Origin of the sequence: Sphingomonas horti (genome assembly GCF_009753715.1) — a bacterium.
Taxonomy (GTDB): Bacteria; Pseudomonadota; Alphaproteobacteria; order Sphingomonadales; family Sphingomonadaceae; genus Sphingomonas_B; species Sphingomonas_B horti.
On the sequence record NZ_WQMS01000002.1, the window covers coordinates 80,175 to 101,772 of the forward strand.

The following is a 21,598-nucleotide window of genomic DNA, read 5'->3' on the forward strand; positions in this document are numbered from 1 at the left end:
CATCCTTGTGACAGGCTGGCTTAGCCAGTAAACCCGGCGCACCCCGATGGCCTCTCCTCCGCGCCCTTCGCGCTCCCCCCAGCCCAAGTCCGCTCCGCCCAAGGGCCGGCGCCTGCTCGCGCGCATCCTGAAGATCGGCGGCGCGGGCGCGCTGGTCGGGATCGTCGCGCTGGTGGTTGCGGTCTATCTGCAGGCCTCGACGCTTCCGACCTTTTCCGAGCTCAAATCCTCGCCCAACGGGCAGATGATCCGTGTTCATGCCGCCGACGGGTCGGTGCTGGTGTCGCTCGGCCCCAGCTACGGCGAATGGCTGAGCTATGACGAGATCCCGCAGGTGATGAAGGACGCGATGGTCTCGGTCGAGGACAAGCGCTTCCGTTCGCACCCGGGTGTCGACCCGATCGGCATCGCCCGCTCCGTTTATGTGCGCGCCAAGCGCGGCTATTGGGCGCAGGGCGGCTCGACGATCACCCAGCAGCTCGCCCGCAACGTATTCCTGACCAACACCCGCACCTTCGGCCGCAAGGCGCGCGAATGGATCCTCGCGCTGGCGATGGAGCGCAAGTTCAGCAAGGACCAGATCCTCGAGCTCTACCTGAACAAGGTCTATTTCGGCGGCGGCTCGTACGGCATCGACGCGGCGTCGCGCCGTTTCTTCGGTCATTCGGCGAGCAATCTGAGCCTGGCCGAAGCGGCGGTGATCGCCGGGCTGGTCAAGGCGCCGTCGCGCTATTCGCCGACCGCCGACGCAGAGGCAGCGATCGGGCGATCAGGCGTGGTGCTGAACTCGATGGTCGAGAATGGCGTGATCACCCGCGACCAGGCCGAGAATGCCGAAAGCGCCAAGGTCAAGCTGAACGAAGATGCGAACGAGAACAGCGCGCGCTATTTCACCGACTGGGCGCTGCCGCAGCTGGAGACGCTGATCGACGAGACCGTCGAGCCGCTGGACGTGTGGACGACGCTCGATCCGGAGATGCAGAAGGCGGCGCAGGCGGCGATCCGTGCCAACGTGCCGAGCGGCGCGCAAGGCGCACTGGTCGCGCTTGACCGCGACGGCGCGGTCCGCGCGATGATCGGCGGCAAGGATTATGTGACCTCGATCTACAACCGCGCCACCCAGGCGACCCGCCAGCCGGGATCCTCATTCAAGCTGTTCGTCTATCTGTCGGCGCTCGAATCCGGCTACAAGCCCGATGACACCGTCGTCGACGAGCCGGTGACGATCGGCGGCTGGAGCCCGCGCAACAGCAACGGCCGCTTCACCGGCGCGATCAATCTGCGCACGGCCTTCACCTATTCGGTCAACACAATCGCCGCCAAGATCGGCCAGGACGTGGGTACTACGACGATCGCCGACATGGCGCGGCGGTTCGGCATCACCACGCCGATCAACACCCAGCCGTCGATGGTGCTCGGCACGTCCGACGTGCGGCTGATCGACATGACGCGCGCCTTCGCATCGGTCGCGTCGAAGGGCATTGCGATCGTTCCCTACGGCATCACCAAGGTGACCACCACCGGCGGGCGGGTGCTGTACAAGCATCAGACCGACACCTCGCGGGTGCTGGTGGCGCCCTGGGTCGCCGCCGAGATGACCGACTTGATGCAGAGCGCGGTATCGGCCGGCACCGGTCGCGCCGCCCAGATCGGGCGCCCGGTCGCGGGCAAGACGGGAACCACCAGCAGCAACAAGGACGGCTGGTTCCTCGGCTTTTCGAGCGGCCTGACCACCGGGGTCTGGATGGGGCGCGACGATGCGCGGCCGGTGCCCGGACTGCAGGGCGGCACGGCACCGGCGCGGGCGTTCGCCGACTTCATGCGCGTCGCTGTGGCGGACCGCCCGATCGAGCCTTTCGAAACCGAGGTGAAGCTGCCGCAATGGCAGCTAGAACCCGACGCGGAAGCCTATTACGGCGACAGCGACCAGACCGCCCCGCCGCCGGAGCAGCAACTCTACGACGAGCAGGGGAATCCGATTCCGCCGGACGTGCGGCCCTATGACGATCAGGGCGTTCCGCCCGACCAGGCCGGACAAAGCGGGCAAGAGCGGCTTGACGATGCGTTCCTCGATCGCGCGCTTGGACGCGATCGCGGGCCTCCGCCGCCGCCGGTGCGCGATCCGCGCGACTCGCGGGCCTATCCGGATCAGCGCCAACCCCGCGGCTATATCGATCCCCGCGATCCGCGCTATCCGCGAGACCCTCGCGCCTATCCGCCGCCGCCTGCCGATTCGCGCGAGCGAGTGCGCCCGCAGCCGCCCCTCGATCAGGGCCGGCCGTATCCGTGAAGCGCGGCGCCGTGCGCGCGCAGCCACGCGCGGGCGGCGGACGGGCTTTCCCCCAGCAGCTGCCTTTCCAGCGCCTTGAATGCCGGTCCGTGGTTCATGTGGACGCGGTGCGCGACCTCATGCGCGACGGTCGAGCGGCGCACGAACGCGGGCGCCAGGATCAGCCGCCAGCTGTAGCGGATGTCGCCATCGGCCGAGCAGCTGCCCCAGCGCGAGCGCGTGTCGCCGACGCTGACGCGGCGGACCGTCACGCCCGCTTCGGCCGCGAGCGCTCGTGTTTCCGCCTCCAGCACGCGCCGCGCCTCCGCTTTCAGCCAGCGCAGCGCCCGGATTTCGAACAGGTCGGGATCCCCGCCGACGCGGATCTCGTCCGCCTGCCGCCGCACGCCCCGTCTTTCGGGATCGGAGACTAACGCCAGCGTTTCGCCGCAGACGTCCAGTCTCATTCCCGGGACCAGACGCAGGCACGGCGCTCGCTTGAGCAACTGCGCCTCGATCCAGGGCCGCTGCTCCTCGACCCAGGCATAGGCATGGCGCAGCGAGGCACGGCGCGGCAGCGTCAGCCGCACGACACCATCGTGCGGATCGACGCGCAGCCGCATCACGCGTGCGCTCGCATGGCGCACCACCTTGACCGGCCTGCCTTCGAAAAGCGGCTCAGCCTTCGAGAATATGGTCTTCAAGCTCGCCGGCATCGGTCTCGGAGATTGTCCAGCCGCGCACCGACATGCCGGCCTTGTGCACCGACTCGGGATCGCCGCTGTTGAGCGGGTGCCAGTCGGGGAGGGGCTTGCCTTCCGCGCGCAGCCGATAGGCACAGCTGTCCGGCAGCCAGTCGAGCGTCGCGGCGAGCTTCGGCGTCAGCCGCACGCATTCGGGCACGAAGGCGCGGCGGTGCCGGTAGTTGGAGCAGCGGCCGCTATGCCGGTCGAGCAGCTTGCAGGCGACGTTCGTCGGAAACAGCTCTCCCGTCACCTCGTCCTCGAGCTTGTGGACACAGCATTTACCGCAGCCGTCGCAGAGCGCCTCCCATTGTCCGCGGTCCAGCGATTCTAGCGGCAGGTCGTCCCAGAAGCGCCCTTCCGTCACCGCACCCAGCGCTTCAGCTCGGCGGCGATCGCTTCGGGCGTCCCGTCCTGCGGGATCAGGGCAATCGGCTTGCCGTCCGGGCCGAACAGATAGGCGACGCGGCTGTGGTTCATCAGATAGTCGCTCGCGCCCGGCCGCTCCTCCTTCGAATAGACGATCGCATAGTCCTTCGCGACCTTGGCGATCTGCTCGGGGCTGCCCGTCAGCCCCGTCAGCTTTGGTGAAAAGGCAGTGACATATTGCTTCAGCACCGCGGGCGTGTCGCGCTCGGGATCGACGCTGACGAAGATCGGCGCGATCTTTGCCGCGACGGCCGGTTCGGAGCCTTCAAGCAGCTTGTAGCCGGCCATCAGCCGCTGCAGGTCGACCGGGCACACATCCGGGCAATAGGTGTAGCCGAAATACATCAGACGATAGCGTCCGGCGAAATCGCGATCGCTGACCTGGCGCCCGTCCTGGTTGACCAGCGTGAACGGGCCGCCGATCCGCGCCCCGGCGAGCGGCGCTTCGGACGGCGGCGGCGCGCTTTGGCCGCAAGCGGCGAGGACGAGCGGCAGGGCGAGCAGAAGGGAATGGAAGGTCATCGCGCGTGCAGAAATGCTGTGCTAATCCCGCGCGATCAAGTGCAGGTGGATCAAGTGAAGCTTCGAAACGCGTTTTTGCCCCTGTCGCTGATGGCCGCCACCGTTGCGGCGCCGGCGGCCGCGCAATTCTCCGACAGCTATAATTTCCTGAAGGCGGTCAAGGACCGCGACGGCGCCAAGGCGAACGAGCTGCTCGGCAAGGGCGGCCCGAACCTGATCAACACGCCCGACTTCTCGACCAGCCAGCGCGCGATCCACCTGGTCGTCAAGGACGGTGATCTGGCCTGGCTCGCTTTCCTGCTGCAAAAGGGCGCGCGCGTCGACGTGAAGGACAATCAGGGCAACACGCCGCTGATGGACGCCGCCCGTTCCGGTTTCCTGGACGGCGCGCGGCTGCTGATCGCCAAGGGCGCACCGGTGAATGCAAGCAATTCGATGGGCGAGACACCGCTGATCATCGCCGTCCAGCGCCGCGACGTGGCGATGACGCGGCTGCTGCTGACCGAAGGCGCGGATCCGGCGAAGCGCGACAACGCCAGCGGCATGTCGGCGCGCGAATATGCGGAGCGCGACGGGCGCTCCGATGCGATCCTGAAGCTCATGGATGAGATCAAGCCGGCGCCGAAGCGCGGAATCGCCGGCCCGAAATAATCAGCTCAGCAGCGCGCACTCGGGATCGGTCACGCCGAGCAGCCGCCGCGCGGCGCGGCGCGCGAAATCGAGCGTCGCCGCCTTGCGCCTCGGCGCCGGCACCGTCGCTTCGGACGCGTCCCGCGCGATCGCCGCGTCATAGCGGTCGGCCACGATCAGGCCCGCCACGTCCGGCTGGAATGCCTCGGTCTCGAACGGCGACAGGTCGAACCCCTGCGGCACCGCCCAGAAGAAGCGGTCGCAATAATCGAGGTAATCGCGCCACTTGCCGTCCCCGAGCAGGTCGGCGCGGGAGCATTTAATCTCGACGATGATGATCCGCCCGCGCGCGTCGACGGCCATCAGGTCGGCGCGGCGGCCGTTGCCGAGCGGCACTTCGCACAGCGCAACGTAATCATGGCGCAGCAGCAGCCGCGACACGCCACGCGCGACGTCGGCCGCGTTCATCGCCGAATGCAAAAGGGCGGGATGCTTGCCACCCCGCCGCTTTAGAACATCAATGGAACGATTTGAAGCCGCTCAGCGATAGAAGACGTGATTGCCAAGGCGGGCGACGCGGACCTTGTTCCAGCCCGGCGAGACGCTGGTGGCATGGAAGAACAAGGCGTTCGACGCGCGGCTGTCCCATTCGTCGTCCATCGCGATCTGCGCGATGGCGACCGCGGTCTTCCAGAACGCGCCCTGGCGGTTGATCGGCGGGAAGTGGTTGCCGCGGACGAACGAGAATTGCCCCTTCTGGAAGACCACCGAGCAGACCGACGGCGGGAAGCGGCCGCCCGACTTGGCGCGGTTCAGCACGACTTCGGCGACGGCGAGCTGGCCTTCCAGCGGCTCGCCCTTCGATTCGAAATAGACGGAGGCAGCCAGGCACTCGGTCTCGCGATCGAGCGTGACGGGCATGTCCTGCTGGGACACGAGTTGGTCGAGGCTCCTGGCCTGGATACGATCCGAATCGTCATCCGCGTCCGCAGGCGCTGCCGTGATGGCGCTGTCGCTGGTGACGGCGGGAACTTCGGGAAGCGGCTCGACGGCGACTGCCGGAACCGGCTGGGAAACTTGATCGTTGGACATGGCGGACACGGCATTCGTGACCGTTTCCGCGAAGGATGGGGCACTGCAGGCAATGCCGAACGCAGTGCAAAGCGTCACGGCCGCGAAACTCGCGGCGCGGTAGATGCGGCTCATTCTTCGTTCGTACTATGCGGTGAGTCGATCGATGGAAGGAGCGCCAAAACACCCGCGCTTCCCCCTGATCTTCCCCCCGACTGCGCAATCGCCCGTGGCGGTGCTTCCGCTTCACGACGATCCGGCGCGTGGCAGGTGGGCTCGCTTTCGGCGCGCCCGGCTCGGACGTCAACAAAATCAGATCATTTCAGCGGCGAACCGTTCAGCGTCCGCGACGTCCAGTTCTATTAACCATAAGTCGGGGTCCTGATCGCGCCGGCGCCGGATATAGGAGTCGCGCTCGGCTTCCGACTCAACATCTTGGGGCCCGCACGGCGTCCAGCGGTAGCTGCCGTTAATGTCCACGGTGCGCTCCAGCAGCGCCGTCGTCGCGCCTCGCTCGGCGCAGACCAGCAGGATCGCCCCTGCGTTCTCGTCGCCTTTCGCCAGCACCATCGCGAAGCCGCCGGCCGCCTGCACCCGCCGCAAAAGCGCGTCGACGGTCATCCGGCTGGTCAGGCGGGGTGTCATTGCGCGGCGGCCGCATAGCCCTTGAGCGACGACAGCGGGATTCGCGAGCGCATGAAGGTCCCCGTCCCTCGGGCCGCTTCCTCGCCGTCCGGCCCGACCAGCCGCGCCTCGGCGACCAGGACGCGGCGCCGGCCGCTGACCCACCGCCCTTCGGCGACCACCGGTCCCGCGACGATCGGTCGCGTGAAGAGCAGGTTGAACGCCGTCGTCAGCAGAAATCGGTCGGTCACCAGGCTGTTCGCCGCATAGAAGGCGGCATCGTCCATCATCTTGAAATAGCTGGTGCCGTGCGCGGCGCCGGCCGCGTGGTGATGCTGGGTCTCGATTTCGAAGGCGATCCGCGCGACGCCTTCGTCGAGGATTTCAAGCCGGGACCGGAACAGCCGGTTGATGGGCGCCGAGTCGTAGAGCGATTCGAGCGCCCGGAAATGAGCCTCCGCGCCCGATTCAGGCGGCATCGCGCGTTTCGGAATGCGCAAACAGGGCATAGAGCGCGTCCGGCGTCACCGCCCCGCGCAGATTGGCGACAAAAGCCCGGTCGCGCAGCCGCCGGCTGACCTGGGCCAGCGCCTTCAGGTGATCGGCACCGGCATCCACCGGCGACAGGAGCATGAACACGAGGTCGATCGGCAGGTCGTCGATCGCGCCATAGTCGATCGGCTTTTCGAGCCGCACGAACGCGCCGCGGATTCCGTCGAGACCCTCGATCCGGCCGTGCGGGATCGCGACGCCGCCGCCGAATCCGGTCGTGCCCAGCCGCTCCCGGTCGTTGAGCCGGTCGACGACGTCCTTCGCCGACAGGCCCATGCTTCGCTCGGCGATGCCGCCCAGCGCCTGGAACAAAGCCTTTTTGTTGGCGACGGGCAGGTCCGCGACGACCGCATCCCCGCTCAGAAACTCAGTCAGATCCATTCATGCACATCCGGAACGGCGCGCGGTTCCGGGCCCGCGCGCTTGAAAACAGGTAAGTGGTCGGCGTCAGGCGCGTTGCGGCTCGACCCAGCCGATGGTGCCGTCGCCTCGTCGGTACACCATGTTGAACGTCCCGGTCGCGCTGTTCTTGAACATCAGCGCGTTGGTGTTCCTGAGGTCGAGCATCATCACTGCGTCCGACACGCTGGCATCGGGCACATCGACCCGCGTCTCCGCGACGATCGGCGGATTGTCGGCCGGCTCGCTGTCCTCCGCTTCCGCTTCGGGAACGCTGAAGACGGTGTAGCCGGCATTGTCGAATGCCAGTTCGGCGGCGGCCGGCTGGCCGCTCCGGTCGCGCAGCCGCCGCATATAGCGCCGCATCTGCTTCTCGATCTTGCCGAGCGCGTCCTCGAAGGCCGGCATCGCGTCGATTCCCCGGCTGCTGCCCTTCAGCACCACGCCGTTCGGCACGTAGATGATGATCTCGCAGTCGAACCGATGATCGTGCGGTCCCTTGCCGACCGTGACGGTCGAGGAAATCGCGCGCGCGTCATATTTGTCCGAAAGCGATCGCACGCGATCTTCCGCATGGGCGCGAAGCGCCTCGCCAACGTCGATCTGATGTCCGGAAACGCGCACGTCCATCCCAACCTCCTTCGTCAGGGCGGGGCGTTTAGGGATGCGCCCCTGCGAGCGTCAACCTGTGGCTCAAGCGGCCGTTCCCATCGTCCAGACGGGATCGGCGATCTGAGCGAGGAATCGCGCATGCCGCTCCAGCTCTTGCGGAGAGGCGGCGTGCGGCCGCGCCGGCCGGACCGGACGCGTGATCTCATAGACGATGGCGTCCTGCTTCACCGCCTCGGCGGCCGACGGTGCTTCGGCGAGCGACAGGCCGATCTGGCGACCGCCGGTCAACTCGACATAGCATTGCGAGAGCAATTGCGCGTCGAGCAGCGCGCCGTGCTTGATCCGGTGGCTGCGATCCACACCGAAGCGCGTGCACATCGCGTCGAGGCTGTGCTTCGCGCCGGGGAATTTGGTCCTCGACAGCGCCAGCGTATCGATCATCCGCGAGCGCGGAATGTGCAGACGCCCGGCCTCGCCGAGCTCGAAATTGAGGAACGCGAAATCGAATGCCGCATTATGGGCGACGAGCGGGCTATCCTCCAGAAAGTCGAGCAATTCCTCGCAGCAATCGCGGAACAGGCGCTGCCCGGCCAGGAATGCGTCGCCGAGGCCGTGCACGGCCTGCGCCTCGGGCGGCATCGACCGCTCCGGGTTGAAATAGGCGTGGAATTCGCGGCCGGTCTCGACGCGATTGATCAGCTCGACACAGCCGATCTCGACCATGCGGTGACCTTCTGAGACCTGGATTCCGGTGGTTTCGGTATCGAAGACGACTTCGCGCATTACCCGGCCGACTATCGGCCTTTGCCGTCCAGGAAACAAGAGACGAGTTGCCGGACCTGGGCGCGCGTGTCCTCATGCGGGACGCCGGTATCGATGATGGAGTCGGCCCGAGCCCGCTTTTCGGCGTCCGGCATCTGAAGCGCGAGGATGCGTTCGAATTTCTCCGCCGTCATGCCGGGTCGGGCAAGCACGCGGGCGCGCTGCACCTCGGGCGGCGCGGAGACGACGACGACCGCGTCCAGCCCTGCGGCGCCGCCCTTTTCGAACAGCAGCGGAATATCGAACACGACCAATGGCGCGTCCTCATGATCGGCCAGAAAGCGCTGCCGCATCTCGGCGACGGCGGGATGGACGATGGCTTCAAGCCGCGCCAGCGCAGCCGCATCGCCCAGCACCTGCGCCCCCAGCCTCGCTCGATCCACGCCTTCGGGACCAGTGGTGCCCGGAAAGGCGGCTTCGATCGCGCCGACCAGCGCACCGCCCGGCCCTTGCAGCCGATGTACGGCCGCGTCGGCATCGAACACTGGAACGCCCGCTTCCTCGAACATCGCGGCGACGGTCGACTTCCCCATGCCGATCGAGCCGGTGAGGCCGAGAATCTTCATCGCGTCAGCAGCGTGCGCAATTCGTCGTCGCGCTCACGGGGCGGCGCCGCGTCGAAGAAAAGCTCGAACGCCAGCGCCGCCTGGCCGATCAGCATCTCCAGCCCGTCGATCGTCTCCAGCCCGCGATCCTCGGCGGCCTGGAGCAGCGGCGTCTGCAATGGCGCATAGACGATGTCATAGACGATCGCGTCGTCCGGTAGCGGCGACAGGTCGAGCTCGAGCGGCGGATGGCCCGCCATGCCGAGCGTGCTGGCATTGACGAGCAGCGCGGCCTGCGGAAGCGCGGACCCGATCGGCCCGACATTGCCCTTCAGCCCGAACGCGGCGAGCAGGCCGGCAGCCTTTAGCGGTGTGCGATTGAGGATCGTCACCGGCCCGACGCCGACTCGCGACAACGCGAACAGCACCGCGCGCGCCGCACCGCCCGCGCCGATCACGACCACCGGCTTGTCCGCAAGGTCGAGGGCCGAGATCGGCGACCAGAATCCGGCGGCGTCGGTATTGGTGCCGGCGATCCCGCCGCTCTCGTCACGGAACACGGTGTTGATCGCGCCGATCGTGTCGCGGACGCCGCCCGGATCGGGCACATATGCCAGCGCCGCTTCCTTGTGCGGCACGGTGATGTTGCACCCGCGCCAGGCCGGGTCGGCGCGCCGCTGCTCGAAATAGCCGGCGAGCTCGTCCGGCCGGACATGGCAGCGCCGATAGTCCGCCTGGATGCCGAGCGCGTCGAGCCAGAAACCGTGGATCAGCGGCGATTTCGAATGCGCGATCGGATCGCCGATCACCTCGGCATAGGATATCATGACGCCAGAATCCCCCGCGTGCGCAGATAGTCGAGCACCGCCAGCAATGGCAGGCCCATTACGGTGAACTGGCTGCCCTCGATCCTGGAAAAAAGCTGCGCGCCCGGTCCTTCGACGCGGTACACGCCGACGCACCACCGCACATGCTCCCATTCGCGATCGAGATAGGTGTCGATGAACGTGTCGGAGAGCGGCCGGACGTGCATCGTCGCGCGATCGACGAAGCGCCAGACCGGCTGGCCGCTCTCCGCGATCACTGCCGCGCTGTACAGATAATGGCGCCGTCCCGACAGCAGCCGGAGATGTTCGGCGGCCTGCTCGCGGTTTTCCGGCTTGTCGAGCAAGCGCCCGTCCTGGAGCTCGACGATCGAATCCGACCCGAGCACCAGCGCACCCGAATTCCTGTTCGAAACCTTCAGCGCCTTCAGCTCGGCAAGCGCGTCGGCAAGGTCGCGCGTCAGGCAGCCGGCGGCGCGTAGGCTCTGTTTCGCTGCTTCCTCGTCGACGCCGGGCGACATCGCCTCGAACGGCACGCCGGCCGCGTCCAGCATCGCTCGCCGGCTGGCCGATCCGGACGCGAGGATCAGGCGCACTGGCGACGCTCGTTGCACAGGTTGATGATCGCCGCCGCCGTCTCCTCGATCGATCGGCGCGTCACGTCGATCACGGGCCAGCCATTATCGGCGAAGATGCGCCGGGCGAACGCGACCTCTCGCGCGACCGCTTCCTGGTCGACATAATCGGTCTCCGGCGCCTGGTTCAGCGACAGCAAACGGTTGCGGCGGACCGCAATCAGCCGCTCGACATTGGTGGTGAGGCCGACGACCAGCGGATTCTTCAGCCGGAACAGGCTCGGCGGGGGCGGCGATTCGACGACGAGCGGGATGTTCGCGACCTTGTAGCCGCGATTGGCGAGATAGATGGACGTCGGCGTTTTCGACGTGCGTGAAATGCCGGCGAGCACGATGTCCGCTTCTTCCCAATTCTCCCAGCCGATGCCGTCGTCGTGCGCGATCGTGAACTGGATCGCGTCGACGCGCGCGAAATAGGCGGCGTCGAGCGCGTGCTGCCGGCCCGGCCGCGCGACCGCCGTCTGGCCCAGCATGTTCGACAAGGCGTCCGTGACCGGATCGATCGCGCCCACCGCCGGCAGGCCGAGGGCCCGGCAACGCTGTTCCAACGTCCGCCGCGTGTCAGGGTTCACCAGCGTGAACAGCACCAGCCCCGGATTCTGCGCGATCTCGTCGAGGATGCGTTCCAGATTGCCGCCCGACCGGATCATCGGCCAGAAATGCTTGATCGTCTCGACGCCTTCGAATTGCGCGAGCGCCGCCTTGGCGATCGTCTCGAGCGTCTCGCCGGTCGAATCCGACAGGAGGTGGAGGTGCAGCCGCGTCGTCACCCGCATATCCCTGTGGAAAAGCGGCCGGAGAGGCAAGCGGTTGATCCGGGGGCGCCGAACCGCGCCCGATCGGCGCTGCTTCTCCAACAACTCCGCCCACAGCCGGAAAAATCCATCCAGCCTCTGTGGATTATGGGGAGATCGGCCGCGAATCGGGAACCTTTTGCGATTCCCCGAGAGTCAAATTGTTGGCAGAGTCGGGCGAAACGCCTAAGTCCCCGTCACCCGCGCTCCCACATCTTCCATCATCCTTTTCAATTATCATTAGAAAGAAGAGATGAAGAGCGATCGTGCCCTGCTGAACGTGCTCCGCGGCGAACGGCGCGACCCGCCGCCGGTCTGGCTCATGCGCCAGGCGGGACGCTATCTGCCGGAATATCGCGCGCTGCGGGCCGAAAAGGGCGGCTTCCTGGAGCTGGTCAACGACAGCGCGGCCGCGGCCGAGGTGACGCTGCAGCCGATCCGCCGCTTCGGATTCGACGGCGCGATCCTGTTCTCGGACATTCTCGTCATCCCGCACGCGCTGGGGCAGAAGCTGGAATTCCTGGCCGGCGAAGGGCCGAAGCTGTCGCCCCGCCTGCTCGATGCGACGCTGGACGAGCTGAGAGCGGCGTCCGGACGGCTCGATCCGGTGTACGGCACCGTCCGCCGAGTCGCGGCCGCGCTGCCGGCCGAAGTGACCTTCCTTGGCTTTGCCGGCAGCCCCTGGACGGTCGCCACCTACATGGTCGCCGGCGAAGGCAGCCGCGAGCAGGCGGAAGCGCGCCGCTTCGCCTATCGCGACCCGCAGGCGTTCGCCGCGATCATCGACGCGATCGAGCAGGCGACGGTCGATTACCTGTCGAAGCAGATCGAGGCCGGCGTCCACGCGGTGCAATTGTTCGACAGCTGGGCGGGGAGCCTCTCGCCCGCCCAATATGAGCTATGGGTGATCGCCCCGACCGCGCGGCTGGTGACGGCGCTGAAGGCGCGCCATCCCGACACGCCGATCATCGGCTTTCCGAAAGGCTCGGGCGGCAAGCTCCCGGCCTATGCGCGGGAGACGGGCGTCGACGCGGTGGGCATTGACGAGACGGTCGATCCGTCCTGGGCGGACGCGGCGCTTCCCGAGGGCCTGGCGGTGCAGGGCAATCTCGACCCGCTGGCGCTGATCGCCGGCGGCGAGGCGCTCGCCCGGGCCGTGCAGCGCATTCTTGACGCCTTCGCCGGCCGCCCGCACATCTTCAATCTCGGACACGGCATCCTGCCCGACACGCCGATCGCGCATGTCGAGCAGCTGCTGGCGCAAGTTCGGGGAGGCTGATGCTTGGAGTCCTGGAATTGTCCTATCTCTGGCTGAAGGCCGCGCACATCGTTTTCGTCATCTTCTGGATGGCGGGGCTGTTCATCTTCCCGCGCTATCTGGTGCATCACCAGGAAGCGCTGGAGCGTCCGGCCGAAGCCGCCGCCTGGGTCGAGCGCGAGGCCAAGCTCAGGAAGATGATCCTGACTCCGTCGCTGATCGCCGTCTGGGGGTTCGGCATCACGCTGGCGACGGTCGGCGACATGTGGAGCCAGGGCTGGCTGCATGCCAAGCTGCTGATCGTGATCGGTTTGAGCGCTTTTCATGGCTGGGCGGTCGCCTATTCGAAGCGCCTGGCGAAAGGCGAAGCGCGGCTGCCGGCGCGCCGGTTGCGCATGTTCAACGAACTGCCGGCGCTCGCCGTCGTGATCATCGTCTATCTGGTGGTCGTGAAGCCTTTCTGATCCGCTTGACTTGGAAAAGGGCGCTGCCTAACTCGCGCTGAAGCCGTGCAGCCGCTTTCCTGGCTGTGCGTTCTCTCCCAGATCGTCGTTCTCCGTCCGATCTCACCCATTCAAAATCCAGCCGTTCGAGCTCCCGATGCACCTCAAAGACCTCAAGAAAAAAGCGCCCGCCGAACTCGTCGAAATGGCCGAGGCACTCGGCGTCGAGGGCGCCTCGACGATGCGCAAGCAGGATCTGATGTTCGCGATCCTGAAGGCGGAGGCCGAGAACGGCGCGCAGATCATGGGCGAAGGCACGATCGAGGTGCTGCCCGACGGTTTCGGCTTCCTGCGCAGCCCCGAGGCGAACTACCTCGCCGGGCCGGACGACATCTATGTCTCGCCGAACCAGGTGCGGAAATTCGGCCTGCGCACCGGCGACACGGTCGAAGGCGAGGTCCGCGCGCCGAAGGACGGCGAGCGCTATTTCGCGCTGACCAAGCTGAACGCGGTCAACTTCGACGACCCCGACGCGGTCCGCCACCGCGTCAATTTCGACAACCTCACGCCGCTCTATCCGGAACAGAAGCTCGACCTCGATCCCAAGGATCCGACGATCAAGGACAAGTCGGCGCGGGTGATCGACATCATCTCGCCCCAGGGCAAGGGTCAGCGCGCGCTGATCGTGGCGCCGCCGCGCGTCGGCAAGACCGTGCTGCTGCAGAACATCGCGCGCTCGATCACCGCCAACCATCCCGAAGTTTTCCTGATCGTGCTGCTGATCGACGAGCGGCCGGAGGAAGTGACCGACATGCAGCGCAGCGTGAAGGGCGAGGTCATTTCCTCGACCTTCGATGAGCCGGCGCAGCGCCACGTCCAGGTCGCCGAAATGGTGATCGAGAAGGCGAAGCGCCTGGTCGAGCACAAGAAGGACGTCGTGATCCTGCTCGATTCGATCACTCGCCTCGGCCGCGCCTACAACACGGTCGTGCCGAGCTCGGGCAAGGTGCTGACCGGCGGCGTCGATGCGAACGCGCTGCAGCGGCCGAAGCGATTCTTCGGCGCCGCGCGCAACATCGAGGAAGGCGGTTCGCTCTCGATCATCGCGACCGCGCTGATCGACACCGGCAGCCGCATGGACGAAGTCATCTTCGAAGAGTTCAAGGGCACCGGCAACTCCGAAATCGTGCTCGACCGCAAGGTGGCTGACAAGCGCATCTTCCCGGCGATGGACGTCGGCAAGTCCGGCACCCGCAAGGAAGAGCTGCTGGTCGACAAGGGCACGCTGTCGAAGATGTGGGTGCTCCGCCGGATTCTCATGCAGATGGGCACCGTCGACGCGATGGAATTCCTGCTCGACAAGATGAAGGACTCGAAGACCAACGAGGATTTCTTCGATTCGATGAATCAATAGCCGAATGCGGCCGGCAGCATGCTGCTGCCGGACTCGCATCGGCTCGGCCGGCGGGGGCAGAGCCCCGACCGACGGCGCGGATTCACTCCGCGCCCCTGCTCCGCGCCTTTCACTTGCCCGGTTCCGCTCCCGCCCCTAGGCGTTCGACTCGTATGACCCCGGAGATCGCCCAGGAAGCCATGTCGCTGTCATGGCTTTGGCAGCACATACTCAGCGACTTCTCGAACTTGGGCACCTGGTCCGCCTTCCAGGCCTTCATGACCGTCGTCCTGCTCGACATCGCGCTGGCGGGCGACAATGCGATCATCGTCGGTGCGCTCGCCGCCGGCCTGCCGGCTGATCAGCGCCGGAAAGTGATCGCGATCGGCATCCTTGCCGCTCTGGTGCTGCGGATCATCTTCGCGATCGCGATCCTCTACGGGCTCGAACGGTTCAAGGAATATGGCCTGGTCCTCGCCGGCGGTCTGCTGCTGCTGTGGGTCGCGTGGAAGATGTACCGAGAGATCCGCCACGCGGGCGAATCGGCCGGCTCGGAGGAGATCGTCGGCGACGAACGAAGCGGCCTCAGGCCCGCCAAGAGCTTCGCCTCGGCCGCCTGGGCGGTCGCGGTCGCGGACGTGTCGATGAGCCTTGACAACGTGCTGGCGGTGGCCGGCGCCGCGCGCGAGCATCCGGGCATCATGGTGATCGGCCTGGTGCTGGCGGTCGCGCTGATGGGAATCGCCGCCAACATCATCGCCCGCTACATCGAGCGCTACCGCTGGATCGCCTGGATCGGCCTGGTCATCATCCTCTACGTCGCCGGCAAGATGATCTACGACGGCTGGCACGACCTCCAGCCGACACTGATGGCGATGGCGTAAGCCTGAGCGGTCGGGGTTGGCTCCCCGATCGCCCCTCTCCCATAGGGAGAGGGCGACTCGCGCTCCAGCGCGAGCGGGGTGAGGGGATCGGCAGTCAAACGTCGTGCTCCCGAACCCCTCACCCGGCCAGGCTCACGCCCGACTCGACCTCTCCCTATGGGAGAGTTGAACCGTAGGTCTGCAGCGGGTGGTAACCGGACCTTGGCCGCAATAGGCTCAGCACCCGTGACCGGAACTCATGACAAGATCACCGCCGATGCGGCAAAACGGGCCCTCCAACCGCTCGGCTTCCGCCGCAAAGGTCAATCGCGACTGTGGCTCGCAGATCATGACTGGTGGCTGGCCGTCGTCGAGTTTCAGCCGAGCGGCTTTCGCAAAGGTAGCTACCTCAACGTCGCCGCTCATTGGCTCTAGTCGAACGGCGGCTACATCACGTTCGATTTCGGATGCGGAGCGAATTGGGGCAGTCGGGTCGCTGAGTTCGAAGAATATGAAACGGACGAGCAGTTCCGGTCGGCAGCGGACCGGCTGGCCGCGACCGCTGCAGAAGAGGCGCAACAACTCGCTCGTCGGTTGTCGTCCATCAGGGCAGCAGCAGAGTTATTGGTCAACAGAGAGAACAGTTCGTCGCCACAAAGCAGGGGAAGTTGGCCCACCTACCATGCTGGCGTTGCAGCGGGTCTTGCGGACAGGGGGCAAGACGCCCACGCGCTCCTTCGCTCGGTTAGTGAAGAGCGCGGCAAAATCGCTTCTCGAATGCGCGGGGGTCGCAGGCGCATTCAAGGCGGCTGCCTCGTCGCTCATAGCGACGCAGCGACAAGCTCTTCACCTACCAGCGATTGACGCAGTTGAGTTTTGATGTCGGCTGTGGGTCGGAAAGACCCAGCGGTTGACCGCCGGACGGGACCGTCCGAGGCAGCCGACTACGCCAGATGCTCCGCGAAGAACGCCTCCGTCCGGCCGTCCGCCAGCCGCGCGCCTTCCTCGTCGCGGCGCTTCCCCATTTCCGTCGCAAAGCCGTGGTCCAGCCCTGGATAGTCGTGCAGCACGACTTTCGGATGATCGTCGAGCCCTTCGTGCATCGCTTTCTGCACATCCGGCAGCACAAAATGGTCGGCGCCGGCGATGTGAAGCATCACCGGGCGGCTGATCGCGTGCTTCTCGCGCAGCAGATTGTCGATGCCGACGCCGTAATAGCCGACGCTCGCGTCGATATCGGTGCGCGCTGACGTCATGAAGGCGAGCCGGCCGCCCAGGCAATAGCCGACGCAGCCGACTTTCCCAGCGCCGCCCAGCCGTTGCCGTGCCGCGCGGATCGTCGCCTCGATGTCGCGGATGCCCTGGTCCGGGTCGAATTGCCCCATCAGGCCGAGCGCGAGCTGGAACTGGGCTGGCACGTCCGGGTCAAGCTGAACGCCGGGCTCGATCCGCCAGAACAGGTCGGGTGCGAGCGCGAGATAGCCGAGCGATGCCCAATGGTCGCACTTGCGGCGAATGCCTTCGTTGACCCCGAATATCTCCTGGATCACGATCACCGCCGCCCTGGGCGTGCCGCTCGGCTCCGCGACATAGGCCTGGAAGCGGCCGTCATGGTCCAGCGTCTCGAACTCGATCATCATAGCAGCCATCCCTCCGCGCGTTCGTGTCTCAGCAGCCAGGCCTTGGTCGCCGGCCCGTCTCCAGCCGAATAGTAGCCGAGCGCGCCGCCGGCCGGCAGCACCCGGTGACAAGGGACGACGACCGGGAACGGATTGCTCGCGCAGGCCTGGCCCATCGCCCGCGCCGAGGAGCCGCACGCCTCCGCGAGGTCGCCATAGGTCCGGGTCTCGCCATAGCCGATGGAAGCGATCGCGGCGCGCTGCGCCTTGGCTTCCGCGGTGGCGGCGGGCGCGAGCGGCAGGTCGAAAACGGTGAGCTTGCCCTCAAAATAGGCGGCAAGCTGCGCCCTGGCCTCGCGCAGCAGCGGCGTGTCGTCGCCCGCGCCGTCTTGTCCGATCCGGATGCCGGTCAGCGCGTCGCCCTCCGCCTCGATCCGCACCGGGCCGATCGGCGTTGCGATTGTCGCGGTAGCGCGCGCATAAGCCATGGCGTGGGTTAGCAGCGCGGCCGAACGCGGCTCAAGCGGAGATGCACATGAAGGTGAATGTGGAAGTCGATTGCACGCCCGAGGAAGCGCGGCGCTTCATGGGCCTGCCGGACCTGACGCCGGTGCACGAGGCCTATGTCGCGCAATTGATCGACACGGTGAAGAACGGCGTCGGCGCCGAGGCCCTTGAGACGATGATGAAGAGCTGGGGGCCGATGAGCGATGCCGGGTTCAAGCTGTGGCAGCAGATGATCGAGGGGATGAGCGGCCGGCCCAAGTGACCGACACGATCTTCGCACTGTCGAGCGGCGCGCCGCCAGCCGCGATCGCGGTGGTGCGGGTGAGCGGGCCGCAGGCGCTGGAGCTGTTGGAAGCGCTGGTCGGCCCGTTGCCCGACGAGCGGCGGTTGAGCCTTCGCACCTTACGTGCCCCGGGATCGGGCGAGCTGCTCGATCGGGCACTGGTCGTCTGGTTCGCCGGCGAGCGCTCGGTGACCGGGGAAGCGTTGGTCGAGCTCCACCTGCATGGGGGGCGCGCCGTGTTGGACGCGGTCGAGGCGGTGCTGGCGGACATGCCTGGTGTCCGCAGGGCGCGGCCGGGCGAGTTCACGTGGAGGGCGTTCCGGAACGGGCGGCTCGACCTCGTCCAGGTCGAGAGCCTGTCGGACTTGTTGCGCGCGGAAACAGAGGCGCAGCGGCGTGCCGCGCTCGCCGAGGAGGGCCTGAGCGGCAAGGTGGAGCAATGGCGGCGCGCCCTGCTGCACCTGTCCGCGCTCGTTGAGGCTGCCCTCGACCAGTCGGACGAGGACGACGTGCCGTCGGATCGGACCGCGATCGATGCGCTTGGAGCGGAGTTGATCGCCGATCTCGGGCGCGTGCTGGCGCGTCCGGGTGCGGAGCGGCTGTTCGACGGCGTGCGGGTCGTGTTCGCGGGACCGCCGAATTCAGGAAAGTCGTCCCTTATCAACGCTCTGGCCGGACGCGAGGTGGCGATCACCTCGGCGATCGCTGGCACCACGCGCGACGTGATCGAAGCGCCGGTCAAGCTCGGCGGTGTCGCCTTCGTGCTGACCGATACTGCTGGTCTGCGCGGCGCCGGGAGCGACCCGATCGAGCGCATCGGCATCGAGCGGGCAGAGCGGAGAATTGCGGAAGCCGACCTGGTCGTCTGGATGGACGAGACCGCGGAGCCGCATGTTCGCGGCGATCGGCTGATCCGTATTCACCCGCGATCGGACGAACCGGGGCGGGAGCAGGCAGCCGGGCTGCTGCCGGTCTCCGCCGTGACCGGCGAGGGTTTGGGCGCGTTGGTTGCGTTGCTGGTCGAGAGGGCGGCGCAACTCCTGCCCCGCGAAAGCGAGTTGGCCTTGTCGCGTCGCCAGCGCGAGCATCTGGCGCGCTGCCACGAAGGGCTGCTGCAATTCCGGCAGGAGCCGGACGAACTCATAGCGGCTGAGCATCTGCGTGTTGCGCGACAGGCGCTGGACGATCTGACCGGTCGTGCGGGCACCGAGGACCTGCTCGACGCACTGTTCGCGACCTTCTGCATCGGCAAATGAGCGGCACTGTTCCACGTGGAACAGTTTGACAGCGCGTGGTCGATCAGGTTTGAGCGCGCGCCATGTACGACGTGATCGTGATCGGCGGGGGGCATGCGGGGTGCGAAGCGGCAGCCGCGGCCGCACGCATGGGCGCGCGGACTGCGCTGGTGACGTTCGACCGCCGCACACTAGGAGCGATGTCGTGCAACCCGGCGTTCGGTGGCCTCGGCAAGGGGCATCTGGTGCGCGAGGTCGACGCGCTCGATGGGCTGGTCGGCCGCGCCGCTGACGAGGCCGCGATCCACCACCGGATGCTGAACGCGTCCAAGGGTTCGGCCGTTCGCGGGCCGCGCGTACAGGCGGATCGCAGGCTCTACCGCGCCGCGATCCAGCGTATGCTGGCCCAACAGCCGGGACTGGAAATCGTCGAGGGCGAAGCGGCGTCGCTCGTCTTGCAGGCGAACCGGGCTCTGGGCGTAAGGCTGGCGGACGGGCGTGCATTGCGCGGCGGGGCGGTCGTGCTTGCGACCGGCACGTTTCTCAACGGGCGGATGCACCGGGGCCTGGCGACCGAGACGGGCGGGCGCGTCGGCGAGGCGTCGGCCGTGTCGCTCGGGGATCAGCTTCGTGCGCTGGCCCTCCCGGTTGCGCGCCTCAAGACAGGGACGCCGCCGCGGCTCGATGGGCGCACCATCGACTGGGCGGCGCTGGAGGTGCAGCCGTCGGACGATCTTGGCTGGACCATGTCGCCGCTGACCGCGGGCCGCCTGCGCCCGCAACTCGCCTGCGCAATCACTCGGACGACCGCGGCGACGCATCAGGTGATCCGCGCCTCGCTGCACGAATCGCCGCTCCATTCGGGCGCGATCGAGGGCAGGGGCCCGCGCTATTGCCCGTCGATCGAGGACAAGGTGCTGCGGTTCGGCGATCGCGACGGGCACCAGATCTTCCTCGAACCGGAAGGTCTGGACGATCCCCTCATCTACCCCAACGGCATTTCGACTTCGCTGCCGCTCGTTGCGCAGGAAGCGCTCGTCCGCACCATCCCGGGCCTGGAGCACAGCCGGATCGCGCAGCCCGGCTATGCCGTCGAATATGACTATGTCGACCCGCGCGCGCTCGAGTCCACGCTGGAGCTGCGCGCCGTCGCCGGCCTGTTCCTCGCGGGCCAGATCAACGGCACGACCGGCTATGAGGAAGCGGCGGCGCAGGGCCTGGTCGCGGGTATCAACGCGGCGCGCGGTGCCGCGGGCCAGGCGGCGGTGATTTTCGACCGCGCCGACTCCTATATCGGCGTGATGATCGACGACCTGACGCTGCAGGGCGTCACCGAGCCCTACCGGATGCTGACAGCCCGCGCCGAGTACCGGCTGCGCCTGCGCGCCGACAACGCCACCGAACGGCTGACCGGCCTGGGCGAGGCGATCGGCTGCGTCGGGGCGGAGCGGGCGCGCTATGCGGCGACGCGTCGGGAGCGGCTGGCCGCGATCCGGGCGCTGCTGTCGCGGACTTTCCGCGCGGGCGAGCTCGACTCTGGGCTCCGCGACGACGGCCGGGCGCGATCGCTCGGCGAATGGCTGCGCTTCGGCGGAGTCACGCGCGACCATCTGCTTGCAGCGGAGCCGCGGCTCGCCGGCGCCGATCCCGATCTGCTCGATCTCGCGACCGACGACGCCCGCTATGCCCCCTATCTGGAGCGGCAGGAGGCGGAAGTGCGGGCGATCCGCGCCGCCGGGCGCGCACCGATCCCGGCCGACCTGGACTATAGCGCGATTCCCGGCCTTTCCAACGAGATGGTCGAGCGCCTGGACGCCGCCAGACCCGCCGACCTGGAAAGTGCTGGCCGGATTCGCGGCATCACCCCGGCGGCGCTCGCGGTGATCCTGGCCCACACCCAGAAGCGCGCGGCGTGACGGAGACCGAGGCGCGCGACTGGATCGCGGAGCGGTTCGGCGGGGACAAGCTGGCGCTGCTCGAACGTTATGTGGCGCTGCTGCTCGGCGCGAACGCGACTCAGAATCTGATCAGCAAAGCCACCGAACCGGCGGTCTGGTCGCGGCACATTCTCGATTCGGCCCAATTGGTGCGCTTTGCGCCCGGTGCGCGGAGTTGGCTGGATGTCGGCTCGGGTCCCGGCCTACCGGGCCTGGTGATCGCGATTCTGACCGGCGGCCCGATGCTGCTTGTCGAGCCGCGCCGGAAACGCGTGGAATTCCTGCTCGACGTGGTGTTGCAGCTGGGGCTCGACTGGGTTGCTGTCCGTCAGGCCAGCATCGAGCGCGTGACGGACCAGCGTTTCGGCGCGATCACTGCGCGCGCTTATGCGCCGCTGCCCACGATCTTTGCATCCACCATTCAACTCACAGATTCGTCCACGATTTGGATCCTGCCGAAAGGGCGGAGTGCCGCGCGGGAACTGGATGCAGCGCGCGAGGCGTGGCAAGGTGTGTTCCACGTGGAACAAAGCCTGACGAACGCGGATTCCAGGATCATCGTCGCGACGGGCGTCCGGCCGAGGTGAGC

At 67.2% G+C, this 21,598-nt stretch carries 27 protein-coding genes; 11 read left to right on the plus strand and 16 right to left on the minus strand.

What is annotated here, in order from left to right; genetic code table 11:
• Positions 1-46: 46 nt before the first annotated feature.
• A complete protein-coding gene (locus GON01_RS02930; protein WP_157025878.1) occupies positions 47-2,290 on the plus strand; it encodes a transglycosylase domain-containing protein in 2,244 nt (747 codons plus the stop codon).
• Here GON01_RS02930 and GON01_RS02935 read toward each other — a convergent pair.
• Genes GON01_RS02935 through GON01_RS02945 form a run of 3 tightly spaced genes read right to left on the minus strand, consistent with a single transcriptional unit; the run spans position 2,269 to position 3,963 of the window.
• Entirely contained in the window at positions 2,269-2,973 is a 705-nt protein-coding gene (locus GON01_RS02935; RefSeq protein WP_232328618.1) for a M48 family metallopeptidase, read from the minus strand. The two genes, GON01_RS02930 and GON01_RS02935, sit on opposite strands and share 22 nt — an antisense overlap.
• Positions 2,948-3,388: a YcgN family cysteine cluster protein gene (locus GON01_RS02940; protein ID WP_157025879.1), complete on the minus strand. Its 441-nt coding sequence runs from the start codon at positions 3,386-3,388 to the stop codon at positions 2,948-2,950. The genes GON01_RS02935 and GON01_RS02940 overlap by 26 nt, the downstream gene beginning before the upstream one ends.
• Positions 3,376-3,963: an SCO family protein gene (locus tag GON01_RS02945; protein WP_157025880.1), complete on the minus strand. Its 588-nt coding sequence runs from the start codon at positions 3,961-3,963 to the stop codon at positions 3,376-3,378. Before GON01_RS02945 ends, GON01_RS02940 begins: the two co-directional genes overlap by 13 nt.
• A gap of 90 nt (positions 3,964-4,053) precedes the next feature.
• On the opposite strand from GON01_RS02945, the gene GON01_RS02950 reads away from it, so the two are divergent.
• Entirely contained in the window at positions 4,054-4,614 is a 561-nt protein-coding gene (locus tag GON01_RS02950; RefSeq protein WP_232328619.1) for an ankyrin repeat domain-containing protein, read from the plus strand.
• Here GON01_RS02950 and GON01_RS02955 read toward each other — a convergent pair whose 3' ends face one another.
• The 11 genes from GON01_RS02955 to GON01_RS03005 all read right to left on the minus strand — a co-directional run bounded on the left by GON01_RS02955 (position 4,615) and on the right by GON01_RS03005 (position 11,447).
• Positions 4,615-5,061, minus strand: a complete 447-nt coding sequence (locus tag GON01_RS02955; RefSeq protein WP_157025882.1) for an MmcB family DNA repair protein — start codon at positions 5,059-5,061, stop codon at positions 4,615-4,617.
• 72 nt (positions 5,062-5,133) lie between these two features.
• The gene (locus GON01_RS02960; RefSeq protein ID WP_157025883.1) at positions 5,134-5,799 is read right to left on the minus strand and encodes a cell wall hydrolase; all 666 of its coding nucleotides are present in this window, start codon (positions 5,797-5,799) and stop codon (positions 5,134-5,136) included.
• Between the two features lie 177 nt (positions 5,800-5,976).
• Positions 5,977-6,285, minus strand: a complete 309-nt coding sequence (locus tag GON01_RS02965) for a DUF1491 family protein (protein ID WP_157025884.1) — start codon at positions 6,283-6,285, stop codon at positions 5,977-5,979.
• Between the two features lie 20 nt (positions 6,286-6,305).
• Positions 6,306-6,767, minus strand: coding sequence for a PaaI family thioesterase (locus GON01_RS02970; RefSeq protein ID WP_157025885.1), 462 nt, complete (start codon positions 6,765-6,767; stop codon positions 6,306-6,308).
• Positions 6,757-7,221: a PTS sugar transporter subunit IIA gene (locus tag GON01_RS02975; RefSeq protein ID WP_157025886.1), complete on the minus strand. Its 465-nt coding sequence runs from the start codon at positions 7,219-7,221 to the stop codon at positions 6,757-6,759. Before GON01_RS02975 ends, GON01_RS02970 begins: the two co-directional genes overlap by 11 nt.
• A gap of 66 nt (positions 7,222-7,287) precedes the next feature.
• Positions 7,288-7,869 carry a ribosome hibernation-promoting factor, HPF/YfiA family gene (gene hpf, locus GON01_RS02980; RefSeq protein ID WP_157025887.1) on the minus strand — a complete coding sequence of 194 codons (582 nt, stop codon included), beginning with the start codon at positions 7,867-7,869 and terminating at the stop codon, positions 7,288-7,290.
• 63 nt (positions 7,870-7,932) lie between these two features.
• The gene (gene dnaQ, locus GON01_RS02985; RefSeq protein ID WP_157025888.1) at positions 7,933-8,634 is read right to left on the minus strand and encodes a DNA polymerase III subunit epsilon; all 702 of its coding nucleotides are present in this window, start codon (positions 8,632-8,634) and stop codon (positions 7,933-7,935) included.
• A gap of 11 nt (positions 8,635-8,645) precedes the next feature.
• Complete coding sequence (coaE, locus tag GON01_RS02990) at positions 8,646-9,239, minus strand: dephospho-CoA kinase (RefSeq protein WP_157025889.1); 594 nt, start codon at positions 9,237-9,239, stop codon at positions 8,646-8,648.
• Complete coding sequence (locus tag GON01_RS02995; RefSeq protein ID WP_157025890.1) at positions 9,236-10,045, minus strand: shikimate dehydrogenase family protein; 810 nt, start codon at positions 10,043-10,045, stop codon at positions 9,236-9,238. Before GON01_RS02995 ends, coaE begins: the two co-directional genes overlap by 4 nt.
• Complete coding sequence (locus tag GON01_RS03000) at positions 10,042-10,596, minus strand: Maf family protein (protein ID WP_157025957.1); 555 nt, start codon at positions 10,594-10,596, stop codon at positions 10,042-10,044. Before GON01_RS03000 ends, GON01_RS02995 begins: the two co-directional genes overlap by 4 nt.
• Before the next feature lie 32 nt (positions 10,597-10,628).
• Positions 10,629-11,447, minus strand: a complete 819-nt coding sequence (locus GON01_RS03005) for a pyruvate, water dikinase regulatory protein (protein WP_309503861.1) — start codon at positions 11,445-11,447, stop codon at positions 10,629-10,631.
• A 277-nt stretch (positions 11,448-11,724) separates the two neighbouring features.
• Between GON01_RS03005 and hemE the strand changes: the two genes are divergently transcribed.
• The 5 genes from hemE (at position 11,725) to GON01_RS03030 (ending at position 15,863) form a co-directional block, all read left to right on the plus strand.
• Positions 11,725-12,750 (plus strand): uroporphyrinogen decarboxylase, encoded by a 1,026-nt coding sequence (hemE, locus tag GON01_RS03010; RefSeq protein WP_157025892.1) that lies wholly within the window; start codon positions 11,725-11,727, stop codon positions 12,748-12,750.
• On the plus strand, positions 12,750-13,193 hold the full coding sequence (locus GON01_RS03015; protein WP_157025893.1) for a CopD family protein: 444 nt from the start codon (positions 12,750-12,752) through the stop codon (positions 13,191-13,193). Before hemE ends, GON01_RS03015 begins: the two co-directional genes overlap by 1 nt.
• A gap of 136 nt (positions 13,194-13,329) precedes the next feature.
• Positions 13,330-14,586 (plus strand): transcription termination factor Rho, encoded by a 1,257-nt coding sequence (gene rho, locus GON01_RS03020; RefSeq protein ID WP_046348877.1) that lies wholly within the window; start codon positions 13,330-13,332, stop codon positions 14,584-14,586.
• Between the two features lie 152 nt (positions 14,587-14,738).
• Positions 14,739-15,449 carry a YjbE family putative metal transport protein gene (locus tag GON01_RS03025; RefSeq protein ID WP_157025894.1) on the plus strand — a complete coding sequence of 237 codons (711 nt, stop codon included), beginning with the start codon at positions 14,739-14,741 and terminating at the stop codon, positions 15,447-15,449.
• Between the two features lie 225 nt (positions 15,450-15,674).
• Entirely contained in the window at positions 15,675-15,863 is a 189-nt protein-coding gene (locus GON01_RS03030; protein ID WP_157025895.1) for a DUF4304 domain-containing protein, read from the plus strand.
• A 509-nt stretch (positions 15,864-16,372) separates the two neighbouring features.
• Here the strand turns inward: GON01_RS03030 and GON01_RS03035 are convergent.
• Complete coding sequence (locus tag GON01_RS03035; RefSeq protein ID WP_408640892.1) at positions 16,373-17,068, minus strand: dienelactone hydrolase family protein; 696 nt, start codon at positions 17,066-17,068, stop codon at positions 16,373-16,375.
• Entirely contained in the window at positions 17,065-17,535 is a 471-nt protein-coding gene (locus GON01_RS03040) for a methylated-DNA--[protein]-cysteine S-methyltransferase (RefSeq protein ID WP_157025897.1), read from the minus strand. Before GON01_RS03040 ends, GON01_RS03035 begins: the two co-directional genes overlap by 4 nt.
• A gap of 47 nt (positions 17,536-17,582) precedes the next feature.
• Here GON01_RS03040 and GON01_RS03045 point away from each other — a divergent pair, with 47 nt between their 5' ends.
• From GON01_RS03045 to rsmG, 4 genes are all read left to right on the plus strand, one after another.
• Entirely contained in the window at positions 17,583-17,816 is a 234-nt protein-coding gene (locus tag GON01_RS03045) for a DUF6489 family protein (RefSeq protein ID WP_157025898.1), read from the plus strand.
• Positions 17,813-19,093, plus strand: coding sequence for a tRNA uridine-5-carboxymethylaminomethyl(34) synthesis GTPase MnmE (mnmE, locus tag GON01_RS03050; protein ID WP_181600250.1), 1,281 nt, complete (start codon positions 17,813-17,815; stop codon positions 19,091-19,093). The genes GON01_RS03045 and mnmE overlap by 4 nt, the downstream gene beginning before the upstream one ends.
• A gap of 62 nt (positions 19,094-19,155) precedes the next feature.
• The gene (gene mnmG, locus GON01_RS03055) at positions 19,156-20,988 is read left to right on the plus strand and encodes a tRNA uridine-5-carboxymethylaminomethyl(34) synthesis enzyme MnmG (protein WP_157025900.1); all 1,833 of its coding nucleotides are present in this window, start codon (positions 19,156-19,158) and stop codon (positions 20,986-20,988) included.
• Positions 20,985-21,596, plus strand: a complete 612-nt coding sequence (rsmG, locus tag GON01_RS03060; RefSeq protein ID WP_181600251.1) for a 16S rRNA (guanine(527)-N(7))-methyltransferase RsmG — start codon at positions 20,985-20,987, stop codon at positions 21,594-21,596. Before mnmG ends, rsmG begins: the two co-directional genes overlap by 4 nt.
• Positions 21,597-21,598: the final 2 nt, after the last annotated feature.

What these genes read in the sequence shown, in the direction of transcription:
- GON01_RS02930 (WP_157025878.1), top strand. Translation starts at nt 47, where the DNA reads ATGGCCTCTCCTCCGCGCCCTTCGCGCTCCCCCCAGCCCAAGTCCGCT.
- GON01_RS02945 (WP_157025880.1), bottom strand. Translation starts at nt 3,963, where the DNA reads ATGACCTTCCATTCCCTTCTGCTCGCCCTGCCGCTCGTCCTCGCCGCT.
- GON01_RS02950 (WP_232328619.1), top strand. Translation starts at nt 4,054, where the DNA reads ATGGCCGCCACCGTTGCGGCGCCGGCGGCCGCGCAATTCTCCGACAGC.
- GON01_RS02955 (WP_157025882.1), bottom strand. Translation starts at nt 5,061, where the DNA reads ATGAACGCGGCCGACGTCGCGCGTGGCGTGTCGCGGCTGCTGCTGCGC.
- GON01_RS02960 (WP_157025883.1), bottom strand. Translation starts at nt 5,799, where the DNA reads ATGAGCCGCATCTACCGCGCCGCGAGTTTCGCGGCCGTGACGCTTTGC.
- GON01_RS02965 (WP_157025884.1), bottom strand. Translation starts at nt 6,285, where the DNA reads ATGACCGTCGACGCGCTTTTGCGGCGGGTGCAGGCGGCCGGCGGCTTC.
- GON01_RS02970 (WP_157025885.1), bottom strand. Translation starts at nt 6,767, where the DNA reads ATGCCGCCTGAATCGGGCGCGGAGGCTCATTTCCGGGCGCTCGAATCG.
- GON01_RS02975 (WP_157025886.1), bottom strand. Translation starts at nt 7,221, where the DNA reads ATGGATCTGACTGAGTTTCTGAGCGGGGATGCGGTCGTCGCGGACCTG.
- hpf (WP_157025887.1), bottom strand. Translation starts at nt 7,869, where the DNA reads ATGGACGTGCGCGTTTCCGGACATCAGATCGACGTTGGCGAGGCGCTT.
- dnaQ (WP_157025888.1), bottom strand. Translation starts at nt 8,634, where the DNA reads ATGCGCGAAGTCGTCTTCGATACCGAAACCACCGGAATCCAGGTCTCA.
- coaE (WP_157025889.1), bottom strand. Translation starts at nt 9,239, where the DNA reads ATGAAGATTCTCGGCCTCACCGGCTCGATCGGCATGGGGAAGTCGACC.
- GON01_RS02995 (WP_157025890.1), bottom strand. Translation starts at nt 10,045, where the DNA reads ATGATATCCTATGCCGAGGTGATCGGCGATCCGATCGCGCATTCGAAA.
- GON01_RS03000 (WP_157025957.1), bottom strand. Translation starts at nt 10,596, where the DNA reads ATGCTGGACGCGGCCGGCGTGCCGTTCGAGGCGATGTCGCCCGGCGTC.
- hemE (WP_157025892.1), top strand. Translation starts at nt 11,725, where the DNA reads ATGAAGAGCGATCGTGCCCTGCTGAACGTGCTCCGCGGCGAACGGCGC.
- GON01_RS03015 (WP_157025893.1), top strand. Translation starts at nt 12,750, where the DNA reads ATGCTTGGAGTCCTGGAATTGTCCTATCTCTGGCTGAAGGCCGCGCAC.
- rho (WP_046348877.1), top strand. Translation starts at nt 13,330, where the DNA reads ATGCACCTCAAAGACCTCAAGAAAAAAGCGCCCGCCGAACTCGTCGAA.
- GON01_RS03025 (WP_157025894.1), top strand. Translation starts at nt 14,739, where the DNA reads ATGACCCCGGAGATCGCCCAGGAAGCCATGTCGCTGTCATGGCTTTGG.
- GON01_RS03035 (WP_408640892.1), bottom strand. Translation starts at nt 17,068, where the DNA reads ATGATGATCGAGTTCGAGACGCTGGACCATGACGGCCGCTTCCAGGCC.
- GON01_RS03040 (WP_157025897.1), bottom strand. Translation starts at nt 17,535, where the DNA reads ATGGCTTATGCGCGCGCTACCGCGACAATCGCAACGCCGATCGGCCCG.
- GON01_RS03045 (WP_157025898.1), top strand. Translation starts at nt 17,583, where the DNA reads ATGAAGGTGAATGTGGAAGTCGATTGCACGCCCGAGGAAGCGCGGCGC.
- mnmG (WP_157025900.1), top strand. Translation starts at nt 19,156, where the DNA reads ATGTACGACGTGATCGTGATCGGCGGGGGGCATGCGGGGTGCGAAGCG.